The 22,848-nt window shown below is 71.1% G+C and carries 22 protein-coding genes; all 22 read left to right on the forward strand.

The genetic code is table 11. The features are described 5' to 3' along the window. Window positions 1–103 precede the first annotated feature (103 nt). The 22 genes from paaA to nuoL all read left to right on the forward strand — a co-directional run bounded on the left by paaA (window position 104) and on the right by nuoL (window position 22,825). Window positions 104–1,171, forward strand: coding sequence for a 1,2-phenylacetyl-CoA epoxidase subunit PaaA (gene paaA, locus ACIP9D_RS06725; RefSeq protein WP_350868109.1), 1,068 nt, complete (start codon window positions 104–106; stop codon window positions 1,169–1,171). Further along, entirely contained in the window at window positions 1,168–1,488 is a 321-nt protein-coding gene (gene paaB / locus ACIP9D_RS06730; protein WP_350868107.1) for a 1,2-phenylacetyl-CoA epoxidase subunit PaaB, read from the forward strand. Before paaA ends, paaB begins: the two co-directional genes overlap by 4 nt. 76 nt (window positions 1,489–1,564) lie before the next feature. Continuing rightward, on the forward strand, window positions 1,565–2,290 hold the full coding sequence (paaC, locus tag ACIP9D_RS06735; RefSeq protein WP_350868106.1) for a 1,2-phenylacetyl-CoA epoxidase subunit PaaC: 726 nt from the start codon (window positions 1,565–1,567) through the stop codon (window positions 2,288–2,290). Beyond that, the gene (paaD, locus tag ACIP9D_RS06740) at window positions 2,287–2,763 is read left to right on the forward strand and encodes a 1,2-phenylacetyl-CoA epoxidase subunit PaaD (RefSeq protein WP_350868105.1); all 477 of its coding nucleotides are present in this window, start codon (window positions 2,287–2,289) and stop codon (window positions 2,761–2,763) included. Before paaC ends, paaD begins: the two co-directional genes overlap by 4 nt. Then, entirely contained in the window at window positions 2,760–3,872 is a 1,113-nt protein-coding gene (gene paaE, locus ACIP9D_RS06745) for a 1,2-phenylacetyl-CoA epoxidase subunit PaaE (protein WP_350868103.1), read from the forward strand. Before paaD ends, paaE begins: the two co-directional genes overlap by 4 nt. Window positions 3,873–4,044: 172 nt before the next feature. Further along, window positions 4,045–5,235, forward strand: a complete 1,191-nt coding sequence (gene mqnC / locus ACIP9D_RS06750; protein WP_350868101.1) for a cyclic dehypoxanthinyl futalosine synthase — start codon at window positions 4,045–4,047, stop codon at window positions 5,233–5,235. Between the two features lie 511 nt (window positions 5,236–5,746). Further along, entirely contained in the window at window positions 5,747–6,946 is a 1,200-nt protein-coding gene (locus ACIP9D_RS06755; protein ID WP_350868099.1) for a cell wall anchor protein, read from the forward strand. A gap of 100 nt (window positions 6,947–7,046) precedes the next feature. Next, the gene (locus ACIP9D_RS06760) at window positions 7,047–7,757 is read left to right on the forward strand and encodes a demethylmenaquinone methyltransferase (protein ID WP_350868097.1); all 711 of its coding nucleotides are present in this window, start codon (window positions 7,047–7,049) and stop codon (window positions 7,755–7,757) included. 63 nt (window positions 7,758–7,820) lie between these two features. Beyond that, on the forward strand, window positions 7,821–8,045 hold the full coding sequence (locus ACIP9D_RS06765) for a hypothetical protein (RefSeq protein WP_350868095.1): 225 nt from the start codon (window positions 7,821–7,823) through the stop codon (window positions 8,043–8,045). A 160-nt stretch (window positions 8,046–8,205) separates the two neighbouring features. Next, on the forward strand, window positions 8,206–9,483 hold the full coding sequence (locus ACIP9D_RS06770) for a geranylgeranyl reductase family protein (RefSeq protein ID WP_350868094.1): 1,278 nt from the start codon (window positions 8,206–8,208) through the stop codon (window positions 9,481–9,483). A 146-nt stretch (window positions 9,484–9,629) separates the two neighbouring features. Continuing rightward, complete coding sequence (locus ACIP9D_RS06775; RefSeq protein WP_350868092.1) at window positions 9,630–9,995, forward strand: NADH-quinone oxidoreductase subunit A; 366 nt, start codon at window positions 9,630–9,632, stop codon at window positions 9,993–9,995. Between the two features lie 14 nt (window positions 9,996–10,009). Beyond that, window positions 10,010–10,687, forward strand: a complete 678-nt coding sequence (locus ACIP9D_RS06780) for an NADH-quinone oxidoreductase subunit B family protein (RefSeq protein WP_350868090.1) — start codon at window positions 10,010–10,012, stop codon at window positions 10,685–10,687. After that, a complete protein-coding gene (locus ACIP9D_RS06785; protein WP_350868089.1) occupies window positions 10,684–11,421 on the forward strand; it encodes an NADH-quinone oxidoreductase subunit C in 738 nt (245 codons plus the stop codon). Before ACIP9D_RS06780 ends, ACIP9D_RS06785 begins: the two co-directional genes overlap by 4 nt. Then, a complete protein-coding gene (locus tag ACIP9D_RS06790; protein ID WP_350868087.1) occupies window positions 11,418–12,746 on the forward strand; it encodes an NADH-quinone oxidoreductase subunit D in 1,329 nt (442 codons plus the stop codon). Before ACIP9D_RS06785 ends, ACIP9D_RS06790 begins: the two co-directional genes overlap by 4 nt. Next, window positions 12,743–13,900: an NADH-quinone oxidoreductase subunit NuoE gene (gene nuoE / locus ACIP9D_RS06795; RefSeq protein ID WP_350868085.1), complete on the forward strand. Its 1,158-nt coding sequence runs from the start codon at window positions 12,743–12,745 to the stop codon at window positions 13,898–13,900. The genes ACIP9D_RS06790 and nuoE overlap by 4 nt, the downstream gene beginning before the upstream one ends. Continuing rightward, the gene (gene nuoF, locus ACIP9D_RS06800; protein WP_350868083.1) at window positions 13,897–15,213 is read left to right on the forward strand and encodes an NADH-quinone oxidoreductase subunit NuoF; all 1,317 of its coding nucleotides are present in this window, start codon (window positions 13,897–13,899) and stop codon (window positions 15,211–15,213) included. The genes nuoE and nuoF overlap by 4 nt, the downstream gene beginning before the upstream one ends. Beyond that, a complete protein-coding gene (locus ACIP9D_RS06805) occupies window positions 15,213–17,720 on the forward strand; it encodes an NADH-quinone oxidoreductase subunit G (RefSeq protein WP_350868081.1) in 2,508 nt (835 codons plus the stop codon). Before nuoF ends, ACIP9D_RS06805 begins: the two co-directional genes overlap by 1 nt. Then, complete coding sequence (gene nuoH, locus ACIP9D_RS06810; RefSeq protein ID WP_350868080.1) at window positions 17,717–19,069, forward strand: NADH-quinone oxidoreductase subunit NuoH; 1,353 nt, start codon at window positions 17,717–17,719, stop codon at window positions 19,067–19,069. The genes ACIP9D_RS06805 and nuoH overlap by 4 nt, the downstream gene beginning before the upstream one ends. A 1-nt stretch (window position 19,070) precedes the next feature. Further along, window positions 19,071–19,712, forward strand: a complete 642-nt coding sequence (gene nuoI / locus ACIP9D_RS06815; RefSeq protein ID WP_350868078.1) for an NADH-quinone oxidoreductase subunit NuoI — start codon at window positions 19,071–19,073, stop codon at window positions 19,710–19,712. Further along, window positions 19,709–20,479 carry an NADH-quinone oxidoreductase subunit J gene (locus tag ACIP9D_RS06820; protein ID WP_350868076.1) on the forward strand — a complete coding sequence of 257 codons (771 nt, stop codon included), beginning with the start codon at window positions 19,709–19,711 and terminating at the stop codon, window positions 20,477–20,479. The genes nuoI and ACIP9D_RS06820 overlap by 4 nt, the downstream gene beginning before the upstream one ends. Window positions 20,480–20,537: 58 nt before the next feature. Next, window positions 20,538–20,855, forward strand: a complete 318-nt coding sequence (nuoK, locus tag ACIP9D_RS06825) for an NADH-quinone oxidoreductase subunit NuoK (RefSeq protein WP_350868074.1) — start codon at window positions 20,538–20,540, stop codon at window positions 20,853–20,855. A gap of 11 nt (window positions 20,856–20,866) precedes the next feature. Then, window positions 20,867–22,825 carry an NADH-quinone oxidoreductase subunit L gene (nuoL, locus tag ACIP9D_RS06830; protein ID WP_350868072.1) on the forward strand — a complete coding sequence of 653 codons (1,959 nt, stop codon included), beginning with the start codon at window positions 20,867–20,869 and terminating at the stop codon, window positions 22,823–22,825. Window positions 22,826–22,848: the final 23 nt, after the last annotated feature.

Consider the following 22,848-nt stretch of genomic DNA (forward strand, 5'->3'; position numbering starts at 1 on the left):
GAGATTCCGGCCACTGGAAGCGGTGGTTCCGTGACGGAAGGTAGCTTCGGATTCCTGTTACACCCTCTGGTTTATTGAGTCGCGAGCTGTAACACTTGTCCTCATGTATGGCAACGACTTCGGCGCCCCGGAGGACGCACCCGGCGGCGGCCTGCTCGGCGAGGTCGAGGCGGCGGAAGTTGCGCTGCGCGAGGCGGCGGCGCGGCAGCGACGCGGCGGACCCGCGCCGGACGAGGACCTGGCGACGTACTTCGCCGAGGTCGTGTCGGCGGATCAGAAGATCGAGCCACGCGACTGGATGCCGGAGGCCTACCGCAGGACGCTGATCCGGCAGATCGCCCAACACGCCCACTCCGAGATCATCGGCATGCAGCCGGAGGGCAACTGGATCAGCCGGGCGCCGTCGCTCAAGCGCAAGGCGATCCTGCTCGCCAAGGTCCAGGACGAGGCAGGGCACGGCCTCTACCTCTACGCGGCCGCCGAGACCCTCGGCATCAGTCGGGACGAGCTCGTCCAGCTGCTGCTCGACGGCCGCCAGAAGTACAGCTCGATCTTCAACTACCCGACCCTCACCTGGGCCGACGTCGGCGCGATCGGTTGGCTGGTGGACGGCGCCGCGATCGTCAACCAGGTGCCCCTCTGCCGCTGCTCCTACGGCCCCTACGCCCGGGCGATGATCCGGGTCTGCAAGGAAGAGTCGTTCCACCAGCGGCAGGGCTACGAGATCCTGCACACGCTGGCGCACGGCACTCCGGCGCAGAAGGCGATGGCCCAGGACGCGGTGGACCGCTGGTGGTACCCGTCGCTGGCGATGTTCGGCCCGCCCGACGGCGACTCGACGCACTCCGAGCAGTCGATGGCCTGGAAGATCAAGCGTTTCTCCAACGACGAGCTGCGTCAGCGCTTCGTCGACATGTGCGTGCAGCAGGCCGAGATCCTCGGGCTGCGCATCCCCGACGAGGCGCTGCGCTGGAACGACGAGCGGCAGTCGCACGACTACACCCAGCCGGACTACGACGAGCTGATGCGGGTGATCAAGGGCGACGGGCCCTGCAACCGGCAGCGGATCGCGCACCGGCGGCAGGCCCACGCCGACGGCGCCTGGGTGCGCGAGGCGGCCGCGGCGTACGCGGCCAAGCGGGCCGAGGAGAAGGAGACGGTGGCCGCGTGAGCGAGCGCAGCGAGCGAACGGACCAGCCCAGCGTGACCGGTCATTCGCCTCTTTGGGAGGTCTTCGTCCGGGCCCGGCGCGGGCTGTCGCACACCCACGTGGGCAGCCTGCACGCGCCGGACGCCGAGCTGGCCCTGCGCAACGCGCGGGACCTCTACACCCGGCGACAGGAGGGCGTGTCGATCTGGGTGGTGCCGGCGGGCGCGATCACCGCGTCCAGTCCGGACGAGAAGGACGCCTTCTTCGACCCGGCGGCGGACAAGGTCTACCGCCACCCCACCTTCTACGACGTGCCGGACGGGGTGGCCCACCTGTGAGCGAGCGGAGCGAGCGAACCGGCCGGCTCAGCAACGGGGCCCTTCGCGCCACCGCCGGGCGAAGCGAGGCGATGGCGTGAACGGCCCGTTCGACTTCACGCTCGCGCTCGGCGACGACGCGTTGATCGCCGCGCAGCGGCTGGCCGAGTGGACCACCCGCGCGCCGGAGATGGAGGAGGACGTCGCGCTGGCCAACATCGCCCTCGACCAGCTCGGCGCAGCCCGCCTGCTGCTGACGTACGCGGGCGAGCTGGAGGGCGCCGGCCGGGACGAGGACGCGCTGGCGTACCTGCGCGACGACCGGGAGTTCCGCAACTGCCTCCTGGTCGAGCTGCCCAACGGCGACTTCGCGGTGACCATGGCGAAGCTGCTCTTCCTCGCCGCCTACCAGCTGCCGCTCTACACCGCGCTGGCCGGCTGCGCCGACGAGCGGCTGGCCGCGATCGGGGCCAAGGCGCGCAAGGAGTCGGCGTACCACCTGGACCACGCCTCGCTCTGGGTGCGGCGTCTCGGCGACGGCACCGAGGAGTCGCACCGCCGGATGCAGGCGGCGGTCGACCAGGTCTGGCCGTACGTCGGGGAGCTGTTCGCACCCGACCCGGCGGCACCGGTCGACCCGGCCACGCTCCGGGCGGACTTCGACGCCACCGTGGCCGCCGTGCTGACCGAGGCCACGATCACCCGACCGGAGACCCGCTGGGCGCCGGCGGGCGGGCGGCAGGGCGTGCACACCGAGGAGCTGTCGTACCTGCTCGCCGAGATGCAGGTGCTGCACCGCGCCCACCCGGGAGCACGCTGGTGACCGACCCGAGGGAGGCCGTGGCGTCGGTGGTGGATCCGGAGATCCGGGTGCTCACCATCGACGAGCTGGGCATCCTGCGGGCGGTCGACGCCGACCCGGCGACCGGCCGGGTGGTCGTCACCATCACCCCCACCTACACCGGCTGTCCGGCGATGGACGTGATCCGCGCCGACATCCGCCGGGCGCTGGCCGTGGCCGGCCACCCCGACGCCGAGGTCCGGACGGTCCACCGTCCGGCCTGGAGCACCGACTGGATCACCGAATCCGGCCGGGCCAAGCTGGCCGCCGCCGGGATCGCCCCGCCCGGGCCGGTCCGGGCCGGCGGCGTCGTGCCGTTGACCCTCGCGGTGCGCTGCCCGCGCTGCGGATCGCCGGAGACCGAGCAGCTCAGCCGGTTCGGCTCCACCGCGTGCAAGGCGCTCTGGCGGTGCCGCTCCTGCTCCGAACCCTTCGACCACCTGAAGGCGCTGTGACAGTCACCATCACCCGGCCGGTCCGCCGCCGGCCGGTCTTCCACCCGCTGCCGGTCGCCGCCGTCGACCGGCTCACCGACGACGCCGTGGCGGTCACCTTCGCGGTGCCCGCGGAGCTGCGGGAGACGTTCGCGTTCCGCGCCGGCCAACACCTCACCGTCCGGCGCCCCGCCCTCGACGACGGCGCGGACGTGCGCCGCTCGTACTCCATCTGCTCCACTCCGGACGAGCTGGCCCGGCACGGCCGGCTGCGGATCGGGGTGCGCGAGGTGCCCGGCGGCGCCTTCTCGACGTTCGCCTGCGGCGCGCTGCGCGGCGGGGACACCGTCGAGGTGCTGCCCCCGCTCGGCAACTTCAGCACGGCCTTCGACCCGGCCCGGGTCCGCCACTACGGCGCGGTGGTCGCCGGCTCCGGCATCACGCCGGTGCTCGCGCTGGTCGCGACCGCGCTCGCCGTCGAGCCGGCCAGCACCTTCACCCTGGTGTACGGCAACCGGACGGCGAACACGGTGATGTTCGCCGAGGAGCTGGCCGACCTGAAGGACCGCTACCCGACCCGGCTGCACCTGGTGCACGTGCTCTCCCGTGAGCAGGGCGAGTCGCCGCTGCTCTCCGGGCGGATCGACGCCGACCGGCTGGGCCGGTTGCTGGAGACCATCGTGCCCGGGGAGCGGATCGAGGAGTGGTTCCTCTGCGGCCCGTACGGCATGGTGCTCGACGTCCGGGAGGTGCTGGCCGGGCGCGGGGTGCCCGACTCGGCGGTGCACACCGAGTTGTTCCACGTCGACGCCCCGCCGGAGCCGCCGCGCCGCCCCGGTGACGAGCCCGGCGCCGGCGCCGAGGTGACCATCACTCTGGACGGCCGGTCGTCGAGTTTCACCATGCGCCGCGACGAGCGGGTGCTGGACGCGGCGCTCAAGGTCCGCGGCGAGCTGCCGTACGCCTGCAAGGGCGGCGTCTGCTCGACGTGCCGGGCGAAGGTCGTCGACGGCGAGGTCACCATGGCCCGCAACTACGCCCTGGAGCCCGACGAGGTGGCCGCCGGCTACGTCCTGACCTGCCAGTCCAGCCCCCTCACCGACCGCCTGACCGTCGACTACGACGCCTGACCACCACGCCTCCCGTGGCGATCATGCAGTCGTGGTGCCCGATCGCGCCCGCTTCGCGGCTTACGTGAGGCACCACAACTGCATGATCGGCGTGGGAGGGGTCTTGGGGTGTGGGTCACCGGGGGATGGAGTGGCGTGTGGCGGGTCGGCGGGGCGACGTAGGCTCGGGGGCGTGACGGTGAGCCGGGAGATCGACGACATCCTGCAGCGCGGCGCGGACGGCGGGCGGATCACGCCCGAGGAGGCCCTGCTGCTCTACACCGAGGCGCCCTTCCACGCCCTGGGCGAGGCGGCCGACGCGGTACGCCGGCGGCGCTACCCGGACAACATCGTCACCTACCTGATCGACCGCAACATCAACTACACCAACGTCTGCGTGACGGCGTGCAAGTTCTGCGCCTTCTACCGGGCGCCGAAGCACAAGGAGGGTTGGACCCACCCGACCGAGGAGATCCTGCGCCGCTGCGGCGAGGCGGTCGAGCTGGGTGCCACCCAGGTGATGCTCCAGGGCGGGCACCACCCGGACTACGGCGTGGAGTACTACGAGGAGCTCTTCTCCGCGGTCAAGCAGGCCTATCCGCAGCTGGTCATCCACTCGATCGGGCCGAGCGAGATCCTGCACATGGCCAAGGTCTCCGGCGTCAGCCTCGACGAGGCGATCGCCCGGATCAAGGCGGCCGGGCTTGACTCGATCGCCGGCGCCGGCGCCGAGATGCTGCCGGAGCGGCCGCGGAAGGCGATCGCCCCGCTGAAGGAGTCCGGCGAACGCTGGCTCGAGGTGATGGAGCTGGCGCACCGGCAGGGCCTCGAGTCGACCGCGACGATGATGATGGGCACCGGCGAGACCAACGCCGAGCGGATCGAGCACCTGCGGATGATCCGCGACGTGCAGGACCGCACCGGTGGCTTCCGGTCCTTCATCCCCTGGACCTACCAGCCGGAGAACAACCACCTCAAGGGACGCACCCAGGCGACCACGCTGGAATATCTGCGGCTGGTCGCGGTGGCCCGGCTCTTCTTCGAGACCGTGCCGCACCTGCAGGCGTCCTGGCTGACCACCGGCAAGGACGTCGGCCAGCTCGCGCTGCACATGGGCGTGGACGACCTCGGTTCGATCATGCTGGAGGAGAACGTCATCTCCTCCGCCGGCGCTCGACACCGGTCCAATCTGCACGAGCTGATCGGCATGATCCGCTCGGCCGGCCGGATTCCGGCCCAGCGCGACACGCTCTACCACCGGCTCGCCGTGCACCACACGCCGGCCGACGACCCGACCGACGAGCGCGTCGTCTCGCACTTCTCCTCGATCGCCATGCCCGGCGGTGGCGCCGGGAAGCCGCTGCCGCTGGTCGACGTCCGCTGACCTGACGCGGCCCGCCCGCCGCCCCGGCATCGGACGGCCGACGCCCTGGTCGGCCGAACGGATCGACCTGGGTGCGACCCGGCCATCGTCACCGGGGTACGGGTCGGCGCAAGCCCCGGCAAACCCGGACATCGACCTGCTGTGATCGGGTTGACCCGTCCGGCGTGGGGTGGCGTGGGTGCGGCCCGGCCGCTAACGTGCGCCGGCATACCGAGCCGAATCGGCGCGGCCGTGCCGGTCACGGTGGTGTGATGAGCCTGGTCGCGCGGCGGCGGCCGTGATCGGCGACGAGCAGAGCATCGCCCCGAGGCGGTCCTCCATCGGCCTGTGAGGGCCGTTCACATAACGCAGGGCAGCGCGGGCGGGATGGGCGACCATCCCGCCCGTACTGTCTATGCGCTCTGGACCGGACGGATGAAACCCGCCGCCCACGCTGGTGCCGGAGATCGACCTCGGATAGCGTCCGCTCGGTTCCGCAACCACTCTTCTTCCCTACCCCGAGGGACGACCCATGACAGCGTTCCACCGTTCGACGCTGGCGCGTGCCGGCGTCGCGGTCCTGCTCGCGGCCGGTGGTCTGGCCACCGTGGCCGCCCCGGCGTACGCCGCCGACCAGGCGGACCTCGCCCTGACCCCGGTCAGCTACGACCTGGCCAAGGGCGTCAAGCAGGCCAAGGCCAAGCCGTTCCAGTTCAACGTCGAGAATCTCGCGTCGGTCGACGCGAAGGCCGTCACGGTCACCGTCGACACGACCGGTCTCAAGCCGAAGAAGGTCGGCTTCGTGGTGCCGGACGGCTGCGAGGTGACCGGCGCGACCTACACCTGCCTGCTCGGTGACCTGCCGGGCGGCACGAGCGAACGCTTCGGCATCCCGCTCTTCTCCACCGGTGGTCGCGGTGCCGCCGGCACCCTGAAGGTCACCATCAAGGCGGACAACGCCGATGGGGACGAGGTCGACCACGACATCACCGTGGTGAAGGCCGGCTACGACCTCACCTCGTGGGCGCAGGACGTGCAGGCCAACGTCGTGGTCAACGGCGCGGTCGTCGACGAGCCGGACCTGAAGCCGGTGCCGCGCGGTGCGACGGTGCCACTCGACTGGGCGGTCTACAACGACGGCAGCCGCAAGGCGACCGGGATCTTCTACGGGCTCACCCTGCCGGCCGGCGTCAGCTTCGTGCAGAAGCCGGAGGGCTGCCTGGAGCAGGAGTTCCTCGGCAAGGCGCAGCTGTTCTGCGAGGACGCGGGCGCCGTCGTCAAGCCCGGCCAGTACTACACGGCGGACGTCACCGTGAAGGTCGGCGAGGGCGTGACCGAGCCGGTGCTGCACGAGGGCGACCTGTTCGCGTACGGGCTGGACGTTGCCGAGGGGCAGCCGGAGGAGGAGCCGGAGGTCGCCGGCGCGCAGCAGCGGAAGGCGTTCACCGAGGCCGACGAGTTGGACAACCACACCACCTTCGAGGCGTTCGTGGACCTGTCCGCTCAGCCCACCCCGACTCCGACGCCGACCGGCGCGCCCACGGCCACGCCGACCCCGGGCACCGGTGGCGGCAGCGGTGGTGGCGGCGGTCTGCCGGTGACCGGCGTGCAGGCCGGCCTGATCGGTGGCATCGGTGCGGCCGTCCTGCTGGCCGGTGGCGTGCTGCTGCTGGTCTCCCGCCGGCGCAAGGTCGTACTGGTGGCGCCGGGCGACGAGAAGTCCGAGAACTGATCAGAACGGAACGCGAGGGCGGGGTGGGCGACCACCCCGCCCTCCGTGCGTGGTGGGGGCCTGCGGCCGGGCGTGCGGGTCGGGCTGGCAGAGTGGAGGGGTGAGTCGTACCCCCCACGGCCAGCGGGCCAGCCTGGACAAGCAGCCGCACGAGGTCGCCGCGATGTTCGACGGCGTGGCGGCGCGCTACGACCTGACGAACACCGTCCTCTCCTTCGGACAGGACCGGTCCTGGCGGCGGGCGACCCGGGCCGCGCTCGGGCTGCGCCCGGGCGAGCGGGTGCTCGACGTGGGCGCGGGCACCGGGGTCTCGACCGAGGAGTTGGCCCAGTCCGGGGCGTACGCGGTCGGCGCCGACCTGTCGCTCGGCATGTTGTACGCCGGCAAGCAGAGTCGCCCCAGCGTGCCGCTGCTGGCCGGGGACGCGCTGCGGCTGCCGTTCGCCGACGCCAGCTTCGACGCGGTGACCATCTCCTTCGCGCTGCGCAACGTGACCGACACGGACGCCGCGTTGCGTGAGCTGGCCCGGGTCACCCGGCCCGGCGGCCGGCTGGTGGTGTGCGAGTTCAGCACCCCGGTCAACCCGGCCTTCCGCACGGTCTACCTGTCGTACCTGATGCGTTCGCTGCCGGCGGTGGCCCGCGCGGTCTCCAGCAACCCGGAGGCGTACGTCTACCTGGCCGAGTCGATCCGGGCCTGGCCGGATCAGGCGGCGCTGGCCGGGCGGATCGGCGCGACGGGTTGGCAGCGGGTGGGTTGGCGCAACCTGACCGGCGGTGTCGTCGCTCTGCACCGGGCGATCCGCAGCTAGGGTCTGGCACCCTCTTTCGTGAATATCCGATTTTAGTCCACTTTGCGCCGTAAGCTCGCCCCCATGACGGGACCAGAGCGGGCGGAGCACGCGGCCGCCACCGACGACGACGCGGCCGAACTCATCACGCAGCTGCGGGAGCTGGCCGGCGCCGATCCGGCCGACGTCCGTCAGGTGGTCGCCGAGGTGCTCGCGGCGCTCGACCGTGCGGCCGGTGGTGCGCTGCGCGAGCACCTGCCCGAGACGATCCGGGTCGATGCCGGCCTGGACGCCCCCAGTCGGGCCTGATCTCACGGGCGCGCGGCCTGACATCAGGGGCACGAAAACGCCCCTCAGCTGTCACATCAGCAACTTAGGTACCCCTGGTCGGGCAGGGGTGAGACGCCGGTCATAGACTCCCACCGTCTGGCTTGTGAACCATTTCACGAGCAGTCGGGAGGAGGCGCGGATGACCGCGGTGGAGCACGACGCCGACGTGATCGTCGTGGGCGCCGGTCCCGGTGGGTCGGCGACCGCGTACCACCTGGCCCGGCACGGGGTCCGGGTGCTGCTGCTGGAGAAGACCGAGTTCCCGCGGGAGAAGGTCTGCGGCGACGGGTTGACCCCGCGCGCGGTGCGCCAGCTGATCCGGATGGGCGTGGACACCTCGCCCGAGGCGGGCTGGCTGCACAACCGGGGCCTGCGGGTCATCGGTGGCGGCGTCCGGCTGGAGCTGGACTGGCCCGATCTCGCGAGCTTCCCCAACTACGGCCTGGTCCGCACCCGGCTGGACTTCGACGACCTGCTCGCGCAGCGGGCCGTCGGCGCCGGCGCCGAGCTGCGTACCGGCGTGAACGTCATGGGGCCGGTGCTCGACGAGGACGGCCGGGTGATCGGCGTGCAGGCCGAGGTCGGGCCGGACAAGGCGCCCGGCACCTTCCACGCCCCGCTGGTGGTCGCGGCCGACGGCGTCTCCGGCCGCTTCCCGCTCGCGCTCGGGCTGGCCAAGCGGGAGGACCGGCCGATCGGGGTGGCCGTCCGGCGCTACTACCACTCGCCGGCCAAGGCCGACGACAACTACCTCGAGTCCTGGCTGGAGCTGCGCAGCAAGGAGGGCGGCGACAACCTGCTGCCCGGGTACGGCTGGATCTTCGGGCTCGGTGACGGCCGCGTCAACGTGGGCCTCGGCGTGCTCAACTCCTCGTCCGCGTTCGGCAAGACCAACTATCGCCGGTTGCTCACCGACTGGCTGGCCAACACCCCGGCCGACTGGGGCATGACCGACGAGGCGAACGCCGACGGCCCGATCCTCGGCGCCGCGCTGCCGATGGGCTTCAACCGGGTTCCGCACTACACCCGCGGCGTGCTGCTGGTCGGTGACTCCGGCGGCATGGTGAACCCGTTCAACGGCGAGGGCATCGCCTACGCGATGGAGTCCGGCGAACTGGCCGCGGAGGTCGCGGTGCAGGCCCTCGCGCGGCCGGCCGGCCCCGAGCGGGAGCGGGCGCTGATGGCGTACCCGCAGGAGCTGAAGGCCCGGTTCGGCGGCTACTACCGGCTCGGTGGGGTCTTCGTGAAGCTGATCGGCCGTCCGGAGGTGATGCGGATGGCGACCAAGCACGGCATGCCGCACCCCATGCTGATGCGCTTCGTACTCAAGCTGCTGGCCAACCTGACCGATCCGCGCGGCGGAGACGCGATGGACCGGGTCATCAACGCGATGACGAAGGTGGCGCCGGCCGTGTAACACGAGGACTCGGCTTGCGCGCCTCGCGGTCGCGGACGAAGCAGGCACGGTGTAGGACCGCCCCCCGGCGGTGCCCGTCGTCGGGGACGTGAATAGTGTGATTTTCGTCAACCACGAGGGCAGGGAAGGACGAGCAGGAGAAGAAGATGTCGCTCTCGCCTTACGCACCCATCATCGGGCTGTTCGCCGTCGCCGCGGCGTTCGCGCTGTTCTCCGTGGCCGCCGCCCGCTTCGCCGGTCCCCGGCGCTACAACAAGGCCAAACTCGAGGCGTACGAGTGCGGCATCGAGCCCAGCCCGCAGCCGGTCGGCGGCGGGCGGTTCCCGATCAAGTTCTACCTGACGGCGATGCTCTTCATCGTCTTCGACATCGAGATCATCTTCCTCTACCCCTGGGCGGTCTCGTTCGACGCCCTGCCGATCTTCGGCTTCGTGGAGATGGTCCTGTTCATCGTCGCGGTCTTCGTCGCATACGCCTACGTCTGGCGGCGCGGCGGCCTGGACTGGGACTGAGGAAGGAACGTCAGATGGGCATCGAGGAGAAGCTCCCCGCCGGCGTCCTGCTCACCTCGGTGGAGAAGCTGGTCAACTGGTCCCGGAAGTCGTCCGTCTGGGGCGCGACCTTCGGCCTGGCCTGCTGCGCCATCGAGATGATGGCGGCCGGCGGCCCGCACTACGACATGGGCCGCTGGGGCATGGAGGTCTTCCGGGCCTCGCCGCGCCAGGCGGACCTGATGATCGTGGCCGGCCGGGTCAGTCAGAAGATGGCTCCGGTCCTGCGCCAGATCTACGACCAGATGGCCGAGCCGCGCTGGGTGCTCTCGATGGGCGTCTGCGCCAGCAGCGGTGGGATGTTCAACAACTACGCCATCGTGCAGGGCGTCGACCACGTCGTGCCGGTCGACATGTACCTGCCCGGCTGCCCGCCGCGGCCGGAGATGCTCATCGACGCGATCCTCAAGCTCCGCGAGAAGATCATGTACGAGCCGCTCGGCGCGAACGGCCGCAAGATGCTCGAGGCGCGCAAGGAACGCGGCGACGTGCCGGTCGTCCCCTACGGCTCGATGCCGTCGTCGTACCGCAGTGACAAGGCCCGCCGGGCCGAGTGGACCCAGGCGGTCCGCGAGGGCCGCGAGGAGCAGCTGCGGATCGAGAACTGGATGAAGGCCCAGACCCACCTCCAGCCGCACGGGGGCCACAAGTGACCGCACCTCATGACAAGCCGAACGACGGCGGCGTACCGGTACCGGTGACGCCCCCCGGTGCCAGCAGCGGCGCCCCCGCCGAATACCCACCGGCCAGCCCCGCCGGCCGTGGCATGTTCGGCAACCAGGGCTCCGGCGACGTCTCCGGCTACGGCGGCCTGGTCCGCCCGCGCCGGTCGATCGAGGCGGCGTCCCGGCCGTTCGGGAGCTACTTCGACGAGGTCCACGACGCGCTGGAGGAGGCCTACCCGGCCTTCGGTGACGCGATCGAGAAGGTCGTGGTCGACCGGGGCGAGCTGACCCTGCACGTCCGCCCGGAGCGGATCGCCGAGGTCTGCCAGGTGATGCGGGACGATCTCGCGCTCCGCTTCGAGCTCTGCTCCTCGGTCTCCGGCGTCGACTACCTCGGCGCCGACGCCCGCCGCCTGCACGTGGTCTACCAGCTCACCTCGATGACCTACCGGCGTCGGGTCCGGTTGGAGGCGGCCGTCCCCGCGGAGGACCCGCACCTGCCCAGCGTCACCTCGGTCTACCCGACGGCGGACTGGCAGGAGCGGGAGGCGTACGACATGTTCGGCATCGTCTTCGACGGCCACCCCAACCTGACCCGGATCCTCATGCCGGACGACTGGGAGGGGCACCCGCAGCGCAAGGACTATCCGCTCGGCGGCGTACCCGTCGAGTACAAGGGCGCCGAGATCCCGCCGCCGGACCGACGGAGGTCGTACCAGTGACCACTTCGAACTACGCGACCGAGCGCGAGACCAGCGAGGGTCGGGTCTTCACCGTCACCGGTGGCGACTGGGACAGCGTCGTCTCCGGCACCGACCCGATCAACGACGAGCGGATCGTCGTCAACATGGGTCCGCAGCACCCGTCGACGCACGGCGTGCTCCGGCTGATCCTGGAGCTGGAGGGCGAGACGGTCCGCGAGGCCCGCTCGGTCGTCGGCTACCTGCACACCGGCATCGAGAAGAACCTCGAATACCGCAACTGGGTCCAGGGCAGCACCTTCGTGACCCGGATGGACTACCTCTCCCCGCTGTTCAACGAGACGGCGTACGCGCTGGCGGTGGAGAAGCTGCTCGGCATCACCGACGAGATCACCGAGCGGGCCACCACCATCCGGGTGCTGATGATGGAGCTGAACCGGATCTCCTCGCACCTGGTCTGGCTGGCCACCACCGGCATGGAGCTGGGCGCGATCTCGATCATGCTGTACGGCTTCCGCGAGCGGGAGTACATCCTCGACATCTTCGAGAACATCACCGGCCTGCGGATGAACCACGCGTACGTGCGGCCGGGCGGCGTGGCGCAGGACGTGCCGGACGAGGCAATCGCCAAGATCCGCAAGTTCCTCACCATGATGCCGAAGAAGCTCAAGGAGTACGAGGACCTGCTCTCCGGTCAGCCGATCTGGGTCGAGCGGACCAAGAACGTCGCGGTGCTCGACGTGACCGGCTGCGTGGCGCTCGGCGTGACCGGCCCGGTGCTGCGCTCCGCCGGCCTCGCCTGGGACCTGCGCAAGACCATGCCGTACTGCGGCTACGAGACGTACGAGTTCGACGTCCCGACGCACCCCGACGGCGACGTGTGGGGCCGCTACCAGGTCCGGCTCGCCGAGATCCGCGAGTCGCTCAAGCTGGTCGAGCAGGCGGTGGACCGGCTGGCCAAGCCGGGACCGGTGATGGTCGCCGACCGGAAGATCGCCTGGCCGGCGCAGCTGGCCATCGGCGTCGACGGGATGGGCAACTCGCTGGAGCACGTCGCCAAGATCATGGGTCAGTCGATGGAGTCGCTGATCCACCACTTCAAGCTCGTCACCGAGGGCTTCCGGGTCCCGCCGGGCCAGGTGTACGTCGGCATCGAGTCGCCCCGCGGCGAGCTGGGCGTGCACGCGGTCTCCGACGGGGGCACCCGGCCCTACCGGGTGCACTACCGGGAGCCGAGCTTCGTCAACCTCCAGGCCCTTCCGGCGATGGCCGAGGGCGGCCTGATCGCCGACGTGATCGCCGGTGGCGCCTCGCTGGACCCCGTGATGGGTGGTTGTGACCGATGACCGTTTTCACTGAAGAGACCCGGGAGCGGGCGCGCGAGATCATCGCGCGCTACCCGGCCGACCGGTCCCGCTCGGCGCTGCTGCCGCTGCTGCACCTGGTGCAGGCCGAGGAGGGTTACGTCTCCCCGGCCGGGGTGGAGTTCTGCGCCGAGGTGCTGGGCCTGAACAAGGCCCAGGTCGGCGCGGTCGCCACCTTCTACACCATGTACAAGCGCAAGCCGACCGGTGACTGGCTGGTCAGCGTCTGCACCAACACCATGTGCAACGTGCTCGGTGGCCAGCAGGTCTACGACACCCTCGCCGAGCACCTCGGCGTCGGGCACGACGAGACCACCGCCGACGGGTCGATCACCCTGGAGCACGCCGAGTGCCTGGCGGCCTGCGACTACGGGCCGGTCATGACCGTCAACTACGACTTCTTCGACGGCGTGGACCCGCAGACCGCGGTCGGCGTGGTCGACGAGCTGCGCGCGGGCGGCCGCCCGATGCCGACCCGGGGCGCCCGGCTCTGCACGCTCAAGGAGATGGCGGTGCAGCTCGCCGGCTTCGCCGACGAGCGCGAGGGCGCGGTCGCCGACGGCGGGCCGGGCGAGCCCACCCTGCGCGGCCTGCGACTGGCCCAGCAGCACGGCATCTCGGTGCCGGGCTTCGACCCGAAGACCCCGATCCGGAGCAAGGCCGAGGCCGACAAGGCCGCCGCCGAGGCCAAGGCCAGGGCAGAGGCCGCGAAGCCGGCACCGGCCGCCGCGGTGGCCAAGGGCGGCGACGGCGCCGCCACCCCGACGGGTACGCCGGGCAACGCCGGTGCCGGCGAGCCGGCAGCCCCGGAGCGGGCCACCGGCAGCACCACCCGCGACGTGAAGGCCCCGGACGACAAGTCGCCGGAGATCCGGGCGGCCGAGACGCGGCAGCCCGACGCCTCGACCGCCGTGGCGGACGCCCCCGGCACCAAGGTTCCGGTGGACACCACCGCCCCGGCGTCCCGGGACGCGCAGGCGGCGGAGGCCGCCGGCACGGCGGCGAACCCGCCGGCCGGCGACGGCAAGCCCGCCGGCGACGAGGCCGGGGCGCAGGAGCGCAACCTCAACGAAGCGTCGGCGGACACCGGCGGCGCCGGCCCCGCCGGAGCGAGCGAAACGGGGGTCCAGAAGTGACCACTCCTCGGCCGGAGACGCTGGCCAAGCTGACGCCGGTGCTGACCAAGCGCTGGCTGTCGCCGGACGCCTGGCGGATCGGCACCTACGAGAAGCTCGACGGCTACGCGGCGCTGCGCAAGGCGCTCAAGGCCCACCCGGACGACCTGATCCAGCTGATCAAGGACTCCGGGCTGCGCGGTCGCGGTGGCGCCGGCTTCCCCACCGGTCTCAAGTGGGGCTTCATCCCACAGGGCGACGGCAAGCCGCACTACCTGGTGGTCAACGCCGACGAGGGCGAGCCGGGCACCTGCAAGGACCTGCCGCTGATGACGCACGACCCGCACTCGCTGGTCGAGGGCGTCATCATCGCCTCGTACGCGATCCGGGCCAACCGCGCCTACATCTACATCCGCGGCGAGGCCGTGCACGCCGCGCGGCGGCTGCGCAACGCCGTGCAGGAGGCGTACGCCAAGGGCTACCTCGGTACGAACATCCAGGGCACCGGGTTCGACCTGGAGCTGGTGGTGCACTCGGGCGCCGGGGCGTACATCTGCGGTGAGGAGACCGCGCTGCTGGACTCGCTGGAGGGCTTCCGGGGTCAGCCCCGGCTCCGCCCGCCGTTCCCGGCGACCCACGGCCTGTACGCCAGCCCGACGGTGGTCAACAACGTCGGCACCATCGCCAGCGTGCCGTACATCGTGCTCGGTGGCGCCGACTGGTGGAAGAGCATGGGCACGGAGAAGTCCTCCGGGCCGATGATCTACTCGCTCTCCGGCCGGGTCGCCAACCCCGGCCAGTACGAGTGCTCGATGGGCGTGACGCTGCGCGAGCTGCTGGAGCTGGCCGGCGGGATGCAGCCGGGGCACAACCTGCGGTTCTGGACCCCGGGTGGCTCGTCGACCCCGCTGCTCGCCGCCGAGCACCTGGACGTGCCGCTGGACTTCGAGGGGGTGGCGGCGGCCGGCTCGATCCTGGGCACCACGGCCACCCAGATCTTCTCCGACCAGGACTGCCCGGTCTACGCGACGTACCGGTGGCTGGAGTTCTACCACCACGAGTCGTGCGGCAAGTGCACCCCGTGCCGGGAGGGCAACTACTGGATGGTCCGGGTGTACCGGCGGATCCTCTCCGGTCAGGGCACCCACGAGGACCTGGACACCCTGCTCGACACCTGCGACAACATCCTGGGCCGCTCGTTCTGCGGTCTGGGTGACGGTGCGACCAGCTCGGTGACCTCGTCACTGCAGTACTTCAAGCAGGACTACCTCGATTACATCGAGGGGCGCACGGCGCCGAAGCTGTCGGACAAGCAGCTGGTGGGAGCCCACTAATGACCGACGTAGTTAAGCCGACCGAGACCGTCACGCTCACCATCGACGGCGTCGAGGTCACCGCCCCCAAGGGGGCGCTGCTGATCCGGGTCGCCGAGCAGCTGGGCACCGAGATCCCCCGATTCTGCGACCACCCGCTGCTGGCTCCCGCCGGCGCGTGCCGGCAGTGCCTGGTCGAGGTGGAGGGGCAGCGCAAGCCCGTCGCCTCCTGCACCCAGACCGTCGCCGACGGCATGGTGGTCCGCACCCAGCTCACCTCCCCGGTCGCCAAGAAGGCGCAGGAGGGGGTGATGGAGCTGCTGCTGCTCAACCACCCGCTCGACTGCCCGATGTGTGACAAGGGCGGCGAGTGCCCGCTGCAGAACCAGGCGATGTCGACCGGCCGCACCGACTCCCGGTTCCACGAGCACAAGCGGGAGTACCCGAAGCCGCTGCCGATCAGCAGCCAGGTGCTGCTGGACCGGGAGCGCTGCGTGCTCTGCCAGCGGTGCACCCGGTTCTCCGAGGAGATCGCCGGCGACAAGTTCATCGACCTGATGGGCCGGTCCTCCGCCGAAGAGATCAACATCTACCGGGACGACGCGTACGGCGAGGAGGGCGACGCCGGCGACGTGCCGTTCAACTCGTACTTCTCCGGCAACACCGTGCAGATCTGCCCGGTCGGCGCGCTGACCGGCGCCCAGTACCGCTTCCGGGCCCGCCCCTTCGACCTGGTGTCCAGCCCGAGCGTCTGCGAGCACTGCTCGGCCGGCTGCGCGCAGCGCACGGACTGGCGGCGGGGCAAGGTGCAGCGCCGGCTGGCCGGCGACGACCCGGCGGTCAACGAGGAGTGGAACTGCGACAAGGGGCGGTGGGGCTTCCAGTACACCCGCGCCTTCGACCGGATCAACACCCCGATGGTCCGCGACCAGCAGACCGGCGAGCTGCGTGAGGCGTCCTGGAGCGAGGCGCTCACGGTGGCCGCCGAGGGGCTGCGCGCCGCCCGGGACACCGGGCGGGGCACGGCGGTGCTCACCGGCGGTCGGCTGACCGTCGAGGACGCCTACGCGTACGCCAAGTTCGCCCGGGTCGCGCTGAACACCAACGACATCGACTTCCGCGCCCGGCCGGTCTCCCGCGAGGAGTCCGACTTCCTGGCCAGCTCGGTCGCCGGCGTCACCGACGTGACCTACGCCGACGTCGAGAAGGCGCCGGCGGTGGTGCTGGTCGGGCTGGAGCCGGAGGAGGAGTGCCCGATCCTCTTCCTGCGGCTGCGCAAGGCGTACCTCAAGAAGACGCTGACGGTCTACGCGATCGCGCCGTTCGCCACCCGGGGCCTGGAGAAGCTCGGCGCCAAGCTGGCCCGGGTGGTGCCGGGCGAGGAGGCCAGCGTGCTCGCCGAGCACGCCACGGTCGCCGAGGCGCTGAGCACCGAGGCCGCCATCCTGATCGTCGGTGAGCGGCTCGCCGAGGTGCCGGGTGGGCTCTCCGCCGCCGCGGACATCGCCCGGCGTACCGGCGCGAAGCTGGCCTGGGTGCCGCGGCGCGCGGGTGACCGCGGCGCGGTCGACGCCGGTTGCCTGCCGAACCTGCTTCCCGGCGGGCGCCTGGTCACCGAGCCGGCCGCCCGGGCCGAGCTGGGCGAGATGTGGGACATCGCGGCCGGGGTGATCCCGAGCCAGGCCGGCCGGGACACCGACGGCATCCTCGCGGCGGCCGCCAACGGTCAGCTCGGCGCCCTGGTGGTGGCCGGGGTCGACCCGGCCGACCTGGCCGACCCGCGCCTGGCCGAGCAGGCCCTGGACGCGGTGCCGTTCCTGGTCAGCCTGGAGCAGCGGCTCAGCGCGGTGGCCCGCAGGGCGGACGTGGTCCTTCCGGTCGCCCCGGCGGTCGAGAAGGCCGGCAGCTTCGTGGACTGGGAAGGCCGGCTGCGCACCTTCGACGCCGTGCTGCAGACCGCGGCGATGACCGACGGCCGGGTGCTGGACGCGATCGCCGCGCAGCTCGACGTGCGGCTCGGCACCGCCGACGTGCTCAGCGTCCGGCGCGAGCTGGGGGCCCTGCCGCCCACCCGGACCGAGCGCCCCGCCGCGCCGTCGGTGGCTCCGGTCACCGTGCCGCACCCGGGCGCCGGCGAGGCGGTGCTCTCCACCTGGCACCAGCTGATCGACCTGGGCAGCCTCACCGACGGCGACGAGCACCTCGCCGGCACCGCCCGCCCGCCGGTGGCCCGGCTGGGCAAGGGCACCGCCGAGGCGCTGGGCGTCGCGGACGGCGACCCGGTCACGGTCGGCACCGACCGGGGCGCCCTGACCCTGCCGGCGGCCATCACCGAGATGCCCGACGGCGTGGTCTGGCTGCCGACCAACTCACCCGGCGCCACCGTGCGACGCAGCCTCGGCGCGACGTCCGGCGCGGTGGTCCGGATCTCCGTTCCCGCCCCGACCGCGGCCGTGCCGGCCAACCGGGTGGCGGCGGACGAGGCCGGTCTTCCGGGTCCGCTCCTCAACTCCGGGGGTGTCCAATGAACGCGCTCTACCTGGCGCAGGACCCGACGCTGGCCGACTTCGGCAAGGACCCGTGGTGGCTCGTCGTGGGCAAGGTGCTCTTCGCCTTCGTCTTCGCGGTGCTGGCCACCCTGCTCGGCGTCTGGTTCGAGCGGCGCGTGGTGGGCTACATGCAGGTCCGGCCGGGCCCCAACCAGGTCGGCCCGTTCGGCCTGCTGCAGACCCTCGCCGACGGCCTGAAGATGGCCTTCAAGGAGGACATCCTGCCGCGGACCGCGGACAAGGTCGTCTACTTCTTCGCGCCGACCATCTCGGTGATCTGCGCGGTCACCGCGCTGTCGGTGGTGCCGTTCGGCCCGATGGTGAGCATCTTCGGCCACTGGACGCCGTTGCAGGTCACCGACGTGTCGGTGGCGGTGCTGGTGCTGCTGGCCTGCTCCTCGATGGGCATCTACGGCATCGTGCTCGGCGGCTGGGCCTCCGGCTCCACCTACCCGCTCCTCGGCGGTCTGCGCTCCAGCGCCCAGATGATCTCCTACGAGGTCGCGATGGGGCTGAGCATCGTGGCGGTGTTCATGACCGCCGGCACGATGAGCACCAGCGGGATCGTCGCCGCGCAGGGCGACGGCACCCAGCTGTCCATCTTCGGCACGCAGATCCCGGCGCCCGGCTGGTACGCGATCCTGCTGCTGCCGAGCTTCATCATCTTCTTCATCGCCACCGTCGGTGAGACCAACCGGGCGCCGTTCGACCTGCCCGAGGCGGAGTCCGAGCTGGTCGCGGGCTTCATGACCGAGTACAGCTCGCTGAAGTTCGCGCTCTTCATGCTCTCCGAGTACGTGTCGATGGTGACCATGTCCGCGGTCACCACGACGCTCTTCCTCGGCGGCTGGCGGGCACCCTGGCCGATCACCCTCTGGGAGGGCGCCAACTCCGGTTGGTGGCCGATGATCTGGTTCTTCGGCAAGGTGATCCTGCTGGTCTTCGTCTTCGTCTGGCTGCGTGGCACGCTGCCCCGGCTGCGCTACGACCAGTTCATGCGGCTCGGCTGGAAGGTGCTGCTCCCGATCAACCTGGTCTGGATCCTGGTGCTGAGCGGGCTGCGCTCGATCGAGGACTGGGACACCAAGGGCAGGCTGACGGCGGTCGGCATCGCGGCCGGCGTACTGCTGATCGCCACGCTCTTCTGGCCGACCCGCCGGCCGCAGCTGAAGCCGAGCGTGCAGGAACAGGTCGACAGCCGGCCGCACGGGAGCTTCCCGCTGCCGCCGATGGATCTCCAGGTACCACCGAGCCCGCGCATCACGCGCGTGGTCGCCGAGCGGGAGCCGGCCAACATCGCCGCCGGCTCCGACCCCAGGGAGGTGTGACGTGGGCGCGATTACCGGAACGTTCAAGGGCTTCGGGGTCACCTTCTCGCACATGTTCAGGAAGGTCGTCACCACCGACTACCCGTTCAAGCCGCCGGTGTCGGCGCCGCGCTACCACGGGCGGCACATCCTCAACCGGCACCCGGACGGGCTGGAGAAGTGCATCGGCTGCGAGCTGTGCGCCTGGGCCTGCCCGGCCGACGCGATCTACGTCGAGGGTGGCGACAACACCGATCAGCAGCGTTTCTCGCCGGGTGAGCGGTACGCCAGCGTCTACCAGATCAACTACGCCCGGTGCATCTTCTGCGGGCTCTGCATCGAGGCCTGCCCGACCCGTTCGCTCACCATGAGCAACGAGTACGAGCTGGCCCGGGACAACCGGCAGGACCTGATCTTCACCAAGGAGCAGCTGCTCGCGCCGCTGCTGCCGGGGATGGAGCAGCCTCCGCACCCGATGCGGCTGGGTGAGAGCGAGAAGGACTACTACGTCGGCTCGCTGACCAACCCGGGCACCTCGGCCGGCGCGGAGCGCTCTCCGATGAGCCCCGGCGGGTACGCGGTCGAGGAGCACCCCGGCGTGACGTTCCCGGGCGCCGAGCAGGCGGCCCAGCGGGCCGAAGCGGGCAAGGGAGGCTCGGCATGACCACGCAGACGGTGCTCGCCGCGGCGGGCTCGGTGCCCACCGGCGAGGCGGTCACCTTCTGGATCCTCGCCCCGCTCGCGCTGCTCGGCGGGATCGGGATGGTCGCCGCCCGCAACGCCGTGCACTCGGCGCTCTGGCTGGTGCTGACCATGCTCTGCCTCGGCGTGTTCTACGTCCTGCAGGCGGGGCCGTTCATCGGCATGGTGCAGATCATCGTCTACACCGGCGCGATCATGATGCTCTTCCTCTTCGTGCTGATGCTGGTCGGCCGGGACGCGTCGGACTCGCTGATCGAGACGCTGCGCGGGCAGCGGACGGCGGCGCTGCTGCTGGCGCTCGGCTTCGCCGGCCTGGTCGGCACGGGCCTGTACCGGGGGGTCGAGGGCGTCAGCGCGGTCGGCCTGGCCACGCCGAACGCCGACGGGAACGTGCAGGGCATCGCGCGGCTGCTCTTCACCAAGTACGTCTTCGCCTTCGAGCTGACCTCGGCGCTGCTGATCACCGCGGCGGTCGGCGCGATGGTGCTGGCGCACATCGAGCGGCGCAAGGAGGACAAGCTCGACCAGCCGGCGACGATGCGGGCGCGCTTCGCCCCGGGCAACTACCCCGGTCCGAAGCCCGGCCCCGGCGTCTTCGCCACCTCCTCCTCGGTGGCCACCCCGGCCCGGCTGCCGGACGGCCGGCTCACCGAGCGCAGCACCCCGGCGATCCTGCCGGTACGCGAGCTGACCGCCGAGGAGACCTCGCTGAAGGGCACGGACCGGTGAGCACGAGGAGTGCAGCGAAGCGGAGCCCCGCAGCCGCGAACGGAAGGCAGGCCCAGTAATGGAGAAGTTCTTCTCGGTCGAGCCGAACTACTACCTCGTCCTCGCCGCGGTGCTCTTCACCATCGGCGCCGCCGGGGTGCTCATCCGGCGCAACGCGATCGTGCTGTTCATGTGCGTCGAGCTGATGCTCAACGCGGCCAACCTGACCCTGGTCACCTTCAGCCGGATCAACGGTGACCTCAACGGCCAGATCATGGCGTTCTTCGTGATGGTGGTGGCGGCCGCGGAGGTCGTGGTCGGTCTCGCGATCATCATGTCGATCTTCCGGACCCGGCGCTCCGCGAGCGTCGACGACGCCAACCTGCTGAAGTACTGAGGGGTCCTGCGGTGGGAGAGAATCTGACGAACGCCCCGGTCGAGCCGGCGGGGGCCGTCACCTATGCGGTCGCGGACGGTCTGCTCGGCAGCGTCTGGCTGCTCGTGGCGATTCCGCTGATCAGCGCGGCGATCCTGCTGCTGCTCGGCCGACGCGCCGACCGCTGGGGGCACTGGCTCGGGGTGGCCGCCATCGGCGCCTCGTTCGTGCTGGGCCTGACCTACTTCTTCCAGCTGCGCGGGCTGGAGAACAAGTCGGTCGAGCTGAGCCTCTGGGACTTCATCACGGTCGGTGACCTGCGGGTGGACTTCGGTCTGCTCTTCGATCCGCTGGCCGCGGTCTTCGTACTGCTGATCACCGGGGTGGGCTTCCTGATCCACCTCTACGCGGTCGAGTACATGGCGCACGACGCGGGCCGCCGGCGCTTCTTCGGCTACTTCAACCTGTTCGTCGCCGCCATGCTGCTGCTGGTGCTCGGCAACAACTACGTGATGCTCTACTTCGGCTGGGAGGGCGTCGGTCTGGCGTCGTACCTGCTGATCTCCTTCTGGTACGAGCGGCCGAGCGCCGCCACCGCCGGCAAGAAGGCGTTCCTGATGAACCGGGTCGGCGACGCCGGCCTGGCGATCGGCATCTTCATCATGTTCGCCACCCTCGGCACCACCCAGTACGACGAGGTCTTCAGCGGCATCGGCGCGCTGGCCGGGCCCACCGTGCTGGTGCTCGGCCTGCTGCTGCTGCTCGGCGCGACCGGCAAGTCCGGCCAGTTCCCGCTCCAGGCCTGGCTGCCGGACGCGATGGAGGGCCCGACCCCGGTGTCGGCGCTCATCCACGCGGCCACCATGGTCACCGCGGGCGTCTACCTGATCGCCCGGTCCAACCCGATCTTCTCGGCCAACACCACTCTGCAACTCGTGGTGGTCAGCGTCGGTGCGCTCACCCTGCTGGTCGGCTGCGTCATCGGCGCGGCCAAGGACGACATCAAGCGGGTGCTCGCCTGGTCGACGGTGAGCCAGATCGGCTACATGTTCGTCGGCGTCGGCCTGGGCGGCGCGGCGTACGCGCTGGCCATCGTGCACCTGCTGGCGCACGGCTTCTTCAAGGCCAACATGTTCCTCGGCGCCGGCTCGGTCATGCACGGCATGAACGACCAGGTCGACATCCGCCGCTTCGGCGGCCTGTCGAAGTACATGAAGGTCACCTGGATCACCTTCATGATGGGCTGGCTCGCCATCATCGGCATGTTCCCGTTCTCCGGCTTCTTCTCCAAGGAGCCGATCATCGTGGCCGCGTTCGAGCGGGACGACTGGACGGCGTGGCTCTTCGGCGGCGCGACGCTGCTCGGCGCCGGGCTGACCGCGTTCTACATGACCCGGCTCTTCGTGCTCACCTTCCACGGGCCGAAGCGATGGACCGAGGAGATCGAGCACCCGCACGAGTCACCGGCGCTGATGACCATCCCGCTGATCCTGCTGGCCATCGGCTCGGTCGGGGCCGGCTTCCTGCTCTCCACCTCGGTGCCGGACTGGCTGACCGCCACCGCCGGCCTCGGTGGCGAGCACGGCGAGCACGCCCCGGTCCTCTCGCACGCGGTGATCACCACGCTCTCGCTGCTGGTCACGGTGCTCGGCGTCGGGCTGGCCTGGTTCCTGTTCCGGGGCGGCACGGCCACCGCGCCGCAGCCGGCCGGGGTGCTGGTCACCGCCGCCCGTCGCAACCTCTACACGGACGCCTTCAACGAGGCGGTCTTCGAGAAGCCGGGCGTCTTCCTCACCCGGGCGCTGGTCTTCCTCGACAACCGGGGCGTGGACGGGCTGGTCAACGGCCTCGCCGCGGCGGTCGGTGGTGGCTCCGGCCGGCTCCGGCGGCTGCAGACCGGCTTCGTCCGGTCGTACGCGACCTCGATCCTGACCGGCGCGCTGCTGGTGGTGGCGGCGTTCCTGGCCGTACAGGCGGGGTGGCTGGCGTGATCGACCTCTTCCCGGCCGCCCCC

Origin of the sequence: Micromonospora sp. NPDC093243 (genome assembly GCF_044753725.1) — a bacterium.
Lineage (GTDB): Bacteria > Actinomycetota > Actinomycetes > Mycobacteriales > Micromonosporaceae > Micromonospora.

Coding starts and splice junctions, on each gene's coding strand:
- paaA (WP_350868109.1), top strand. CDS start 104: ATGTATGGCAACGACTTCGGCGCCCCGGAGGACGCACCCGGCGGCGGC.
- ACIP9D_RS06755 (WP_350868099.1), top strand. CDS start 5,747: ATGACAGCGTTCCACCGTTCGACGCTGGCGCGTGCCGGCGTCGCGGTC.
- ACIP9D_RS06765 (WP_350868095.1), top strand. CDS start 7,821: ATGACGGGACCAGAGCGGGCGGAGCACGCGGCCGCCACCGACGACGAC.
- ACIP9D_RS06770 (WP_350868094.1), top strand. CDS start 8,206: ATGACCGCGGTGGAGCACGACGCCGACGTGATCGTCGTGGGCGCCGGT.
- ACIP9D_RS06775 (WP_350868092.1), top strand. CDS start 9,630: ATGTCGCTCTCGCCTTACGCACCCATCATCGGGCTGTTCGCCGTCGCC.
- ACIP9D_RS06780 (WP_350868090.1), top strand. CDS start 10,010: ATGGGCATCGAGGAGAAGCTCCCCGCCGGCGTCCTGCTCACCTCGGTG.
- nuoE (WP_350868085.1), top strand. CDS start 12,743: ATGACCGTTTTCACTGAAGAGACCCGGGAGCGGGCGCGCGAGATCATC.
- ACIP9D_RS06805 (WP_350868081.1), top strand. CDS start 15,213: ATGACCGACGTAGTTAAGCCGACCGAGACCGTCACGCTCACCATCGAC.
- nuoH (WP_350868080.1), top strand. CDS start 17,717: ATGAACGCGCTCTACCTGGCGCAGGACCCGACGCTGGCCGACTTCGGC.
- ACIP9D_RS06820 (WP_350868076.1), top strand. CDS start 19,709: ATGACCACGCAGACGGTGCTCGCCGCGGCGGGCTCGGTGCCCACCGGC.
- nuoK (WP_350868074.1), top strand. CDS start 20,538: ATGGAGAAGTTCTTCTCGGTCGAGCCGAACTACTACCTCGTCCTCGCC.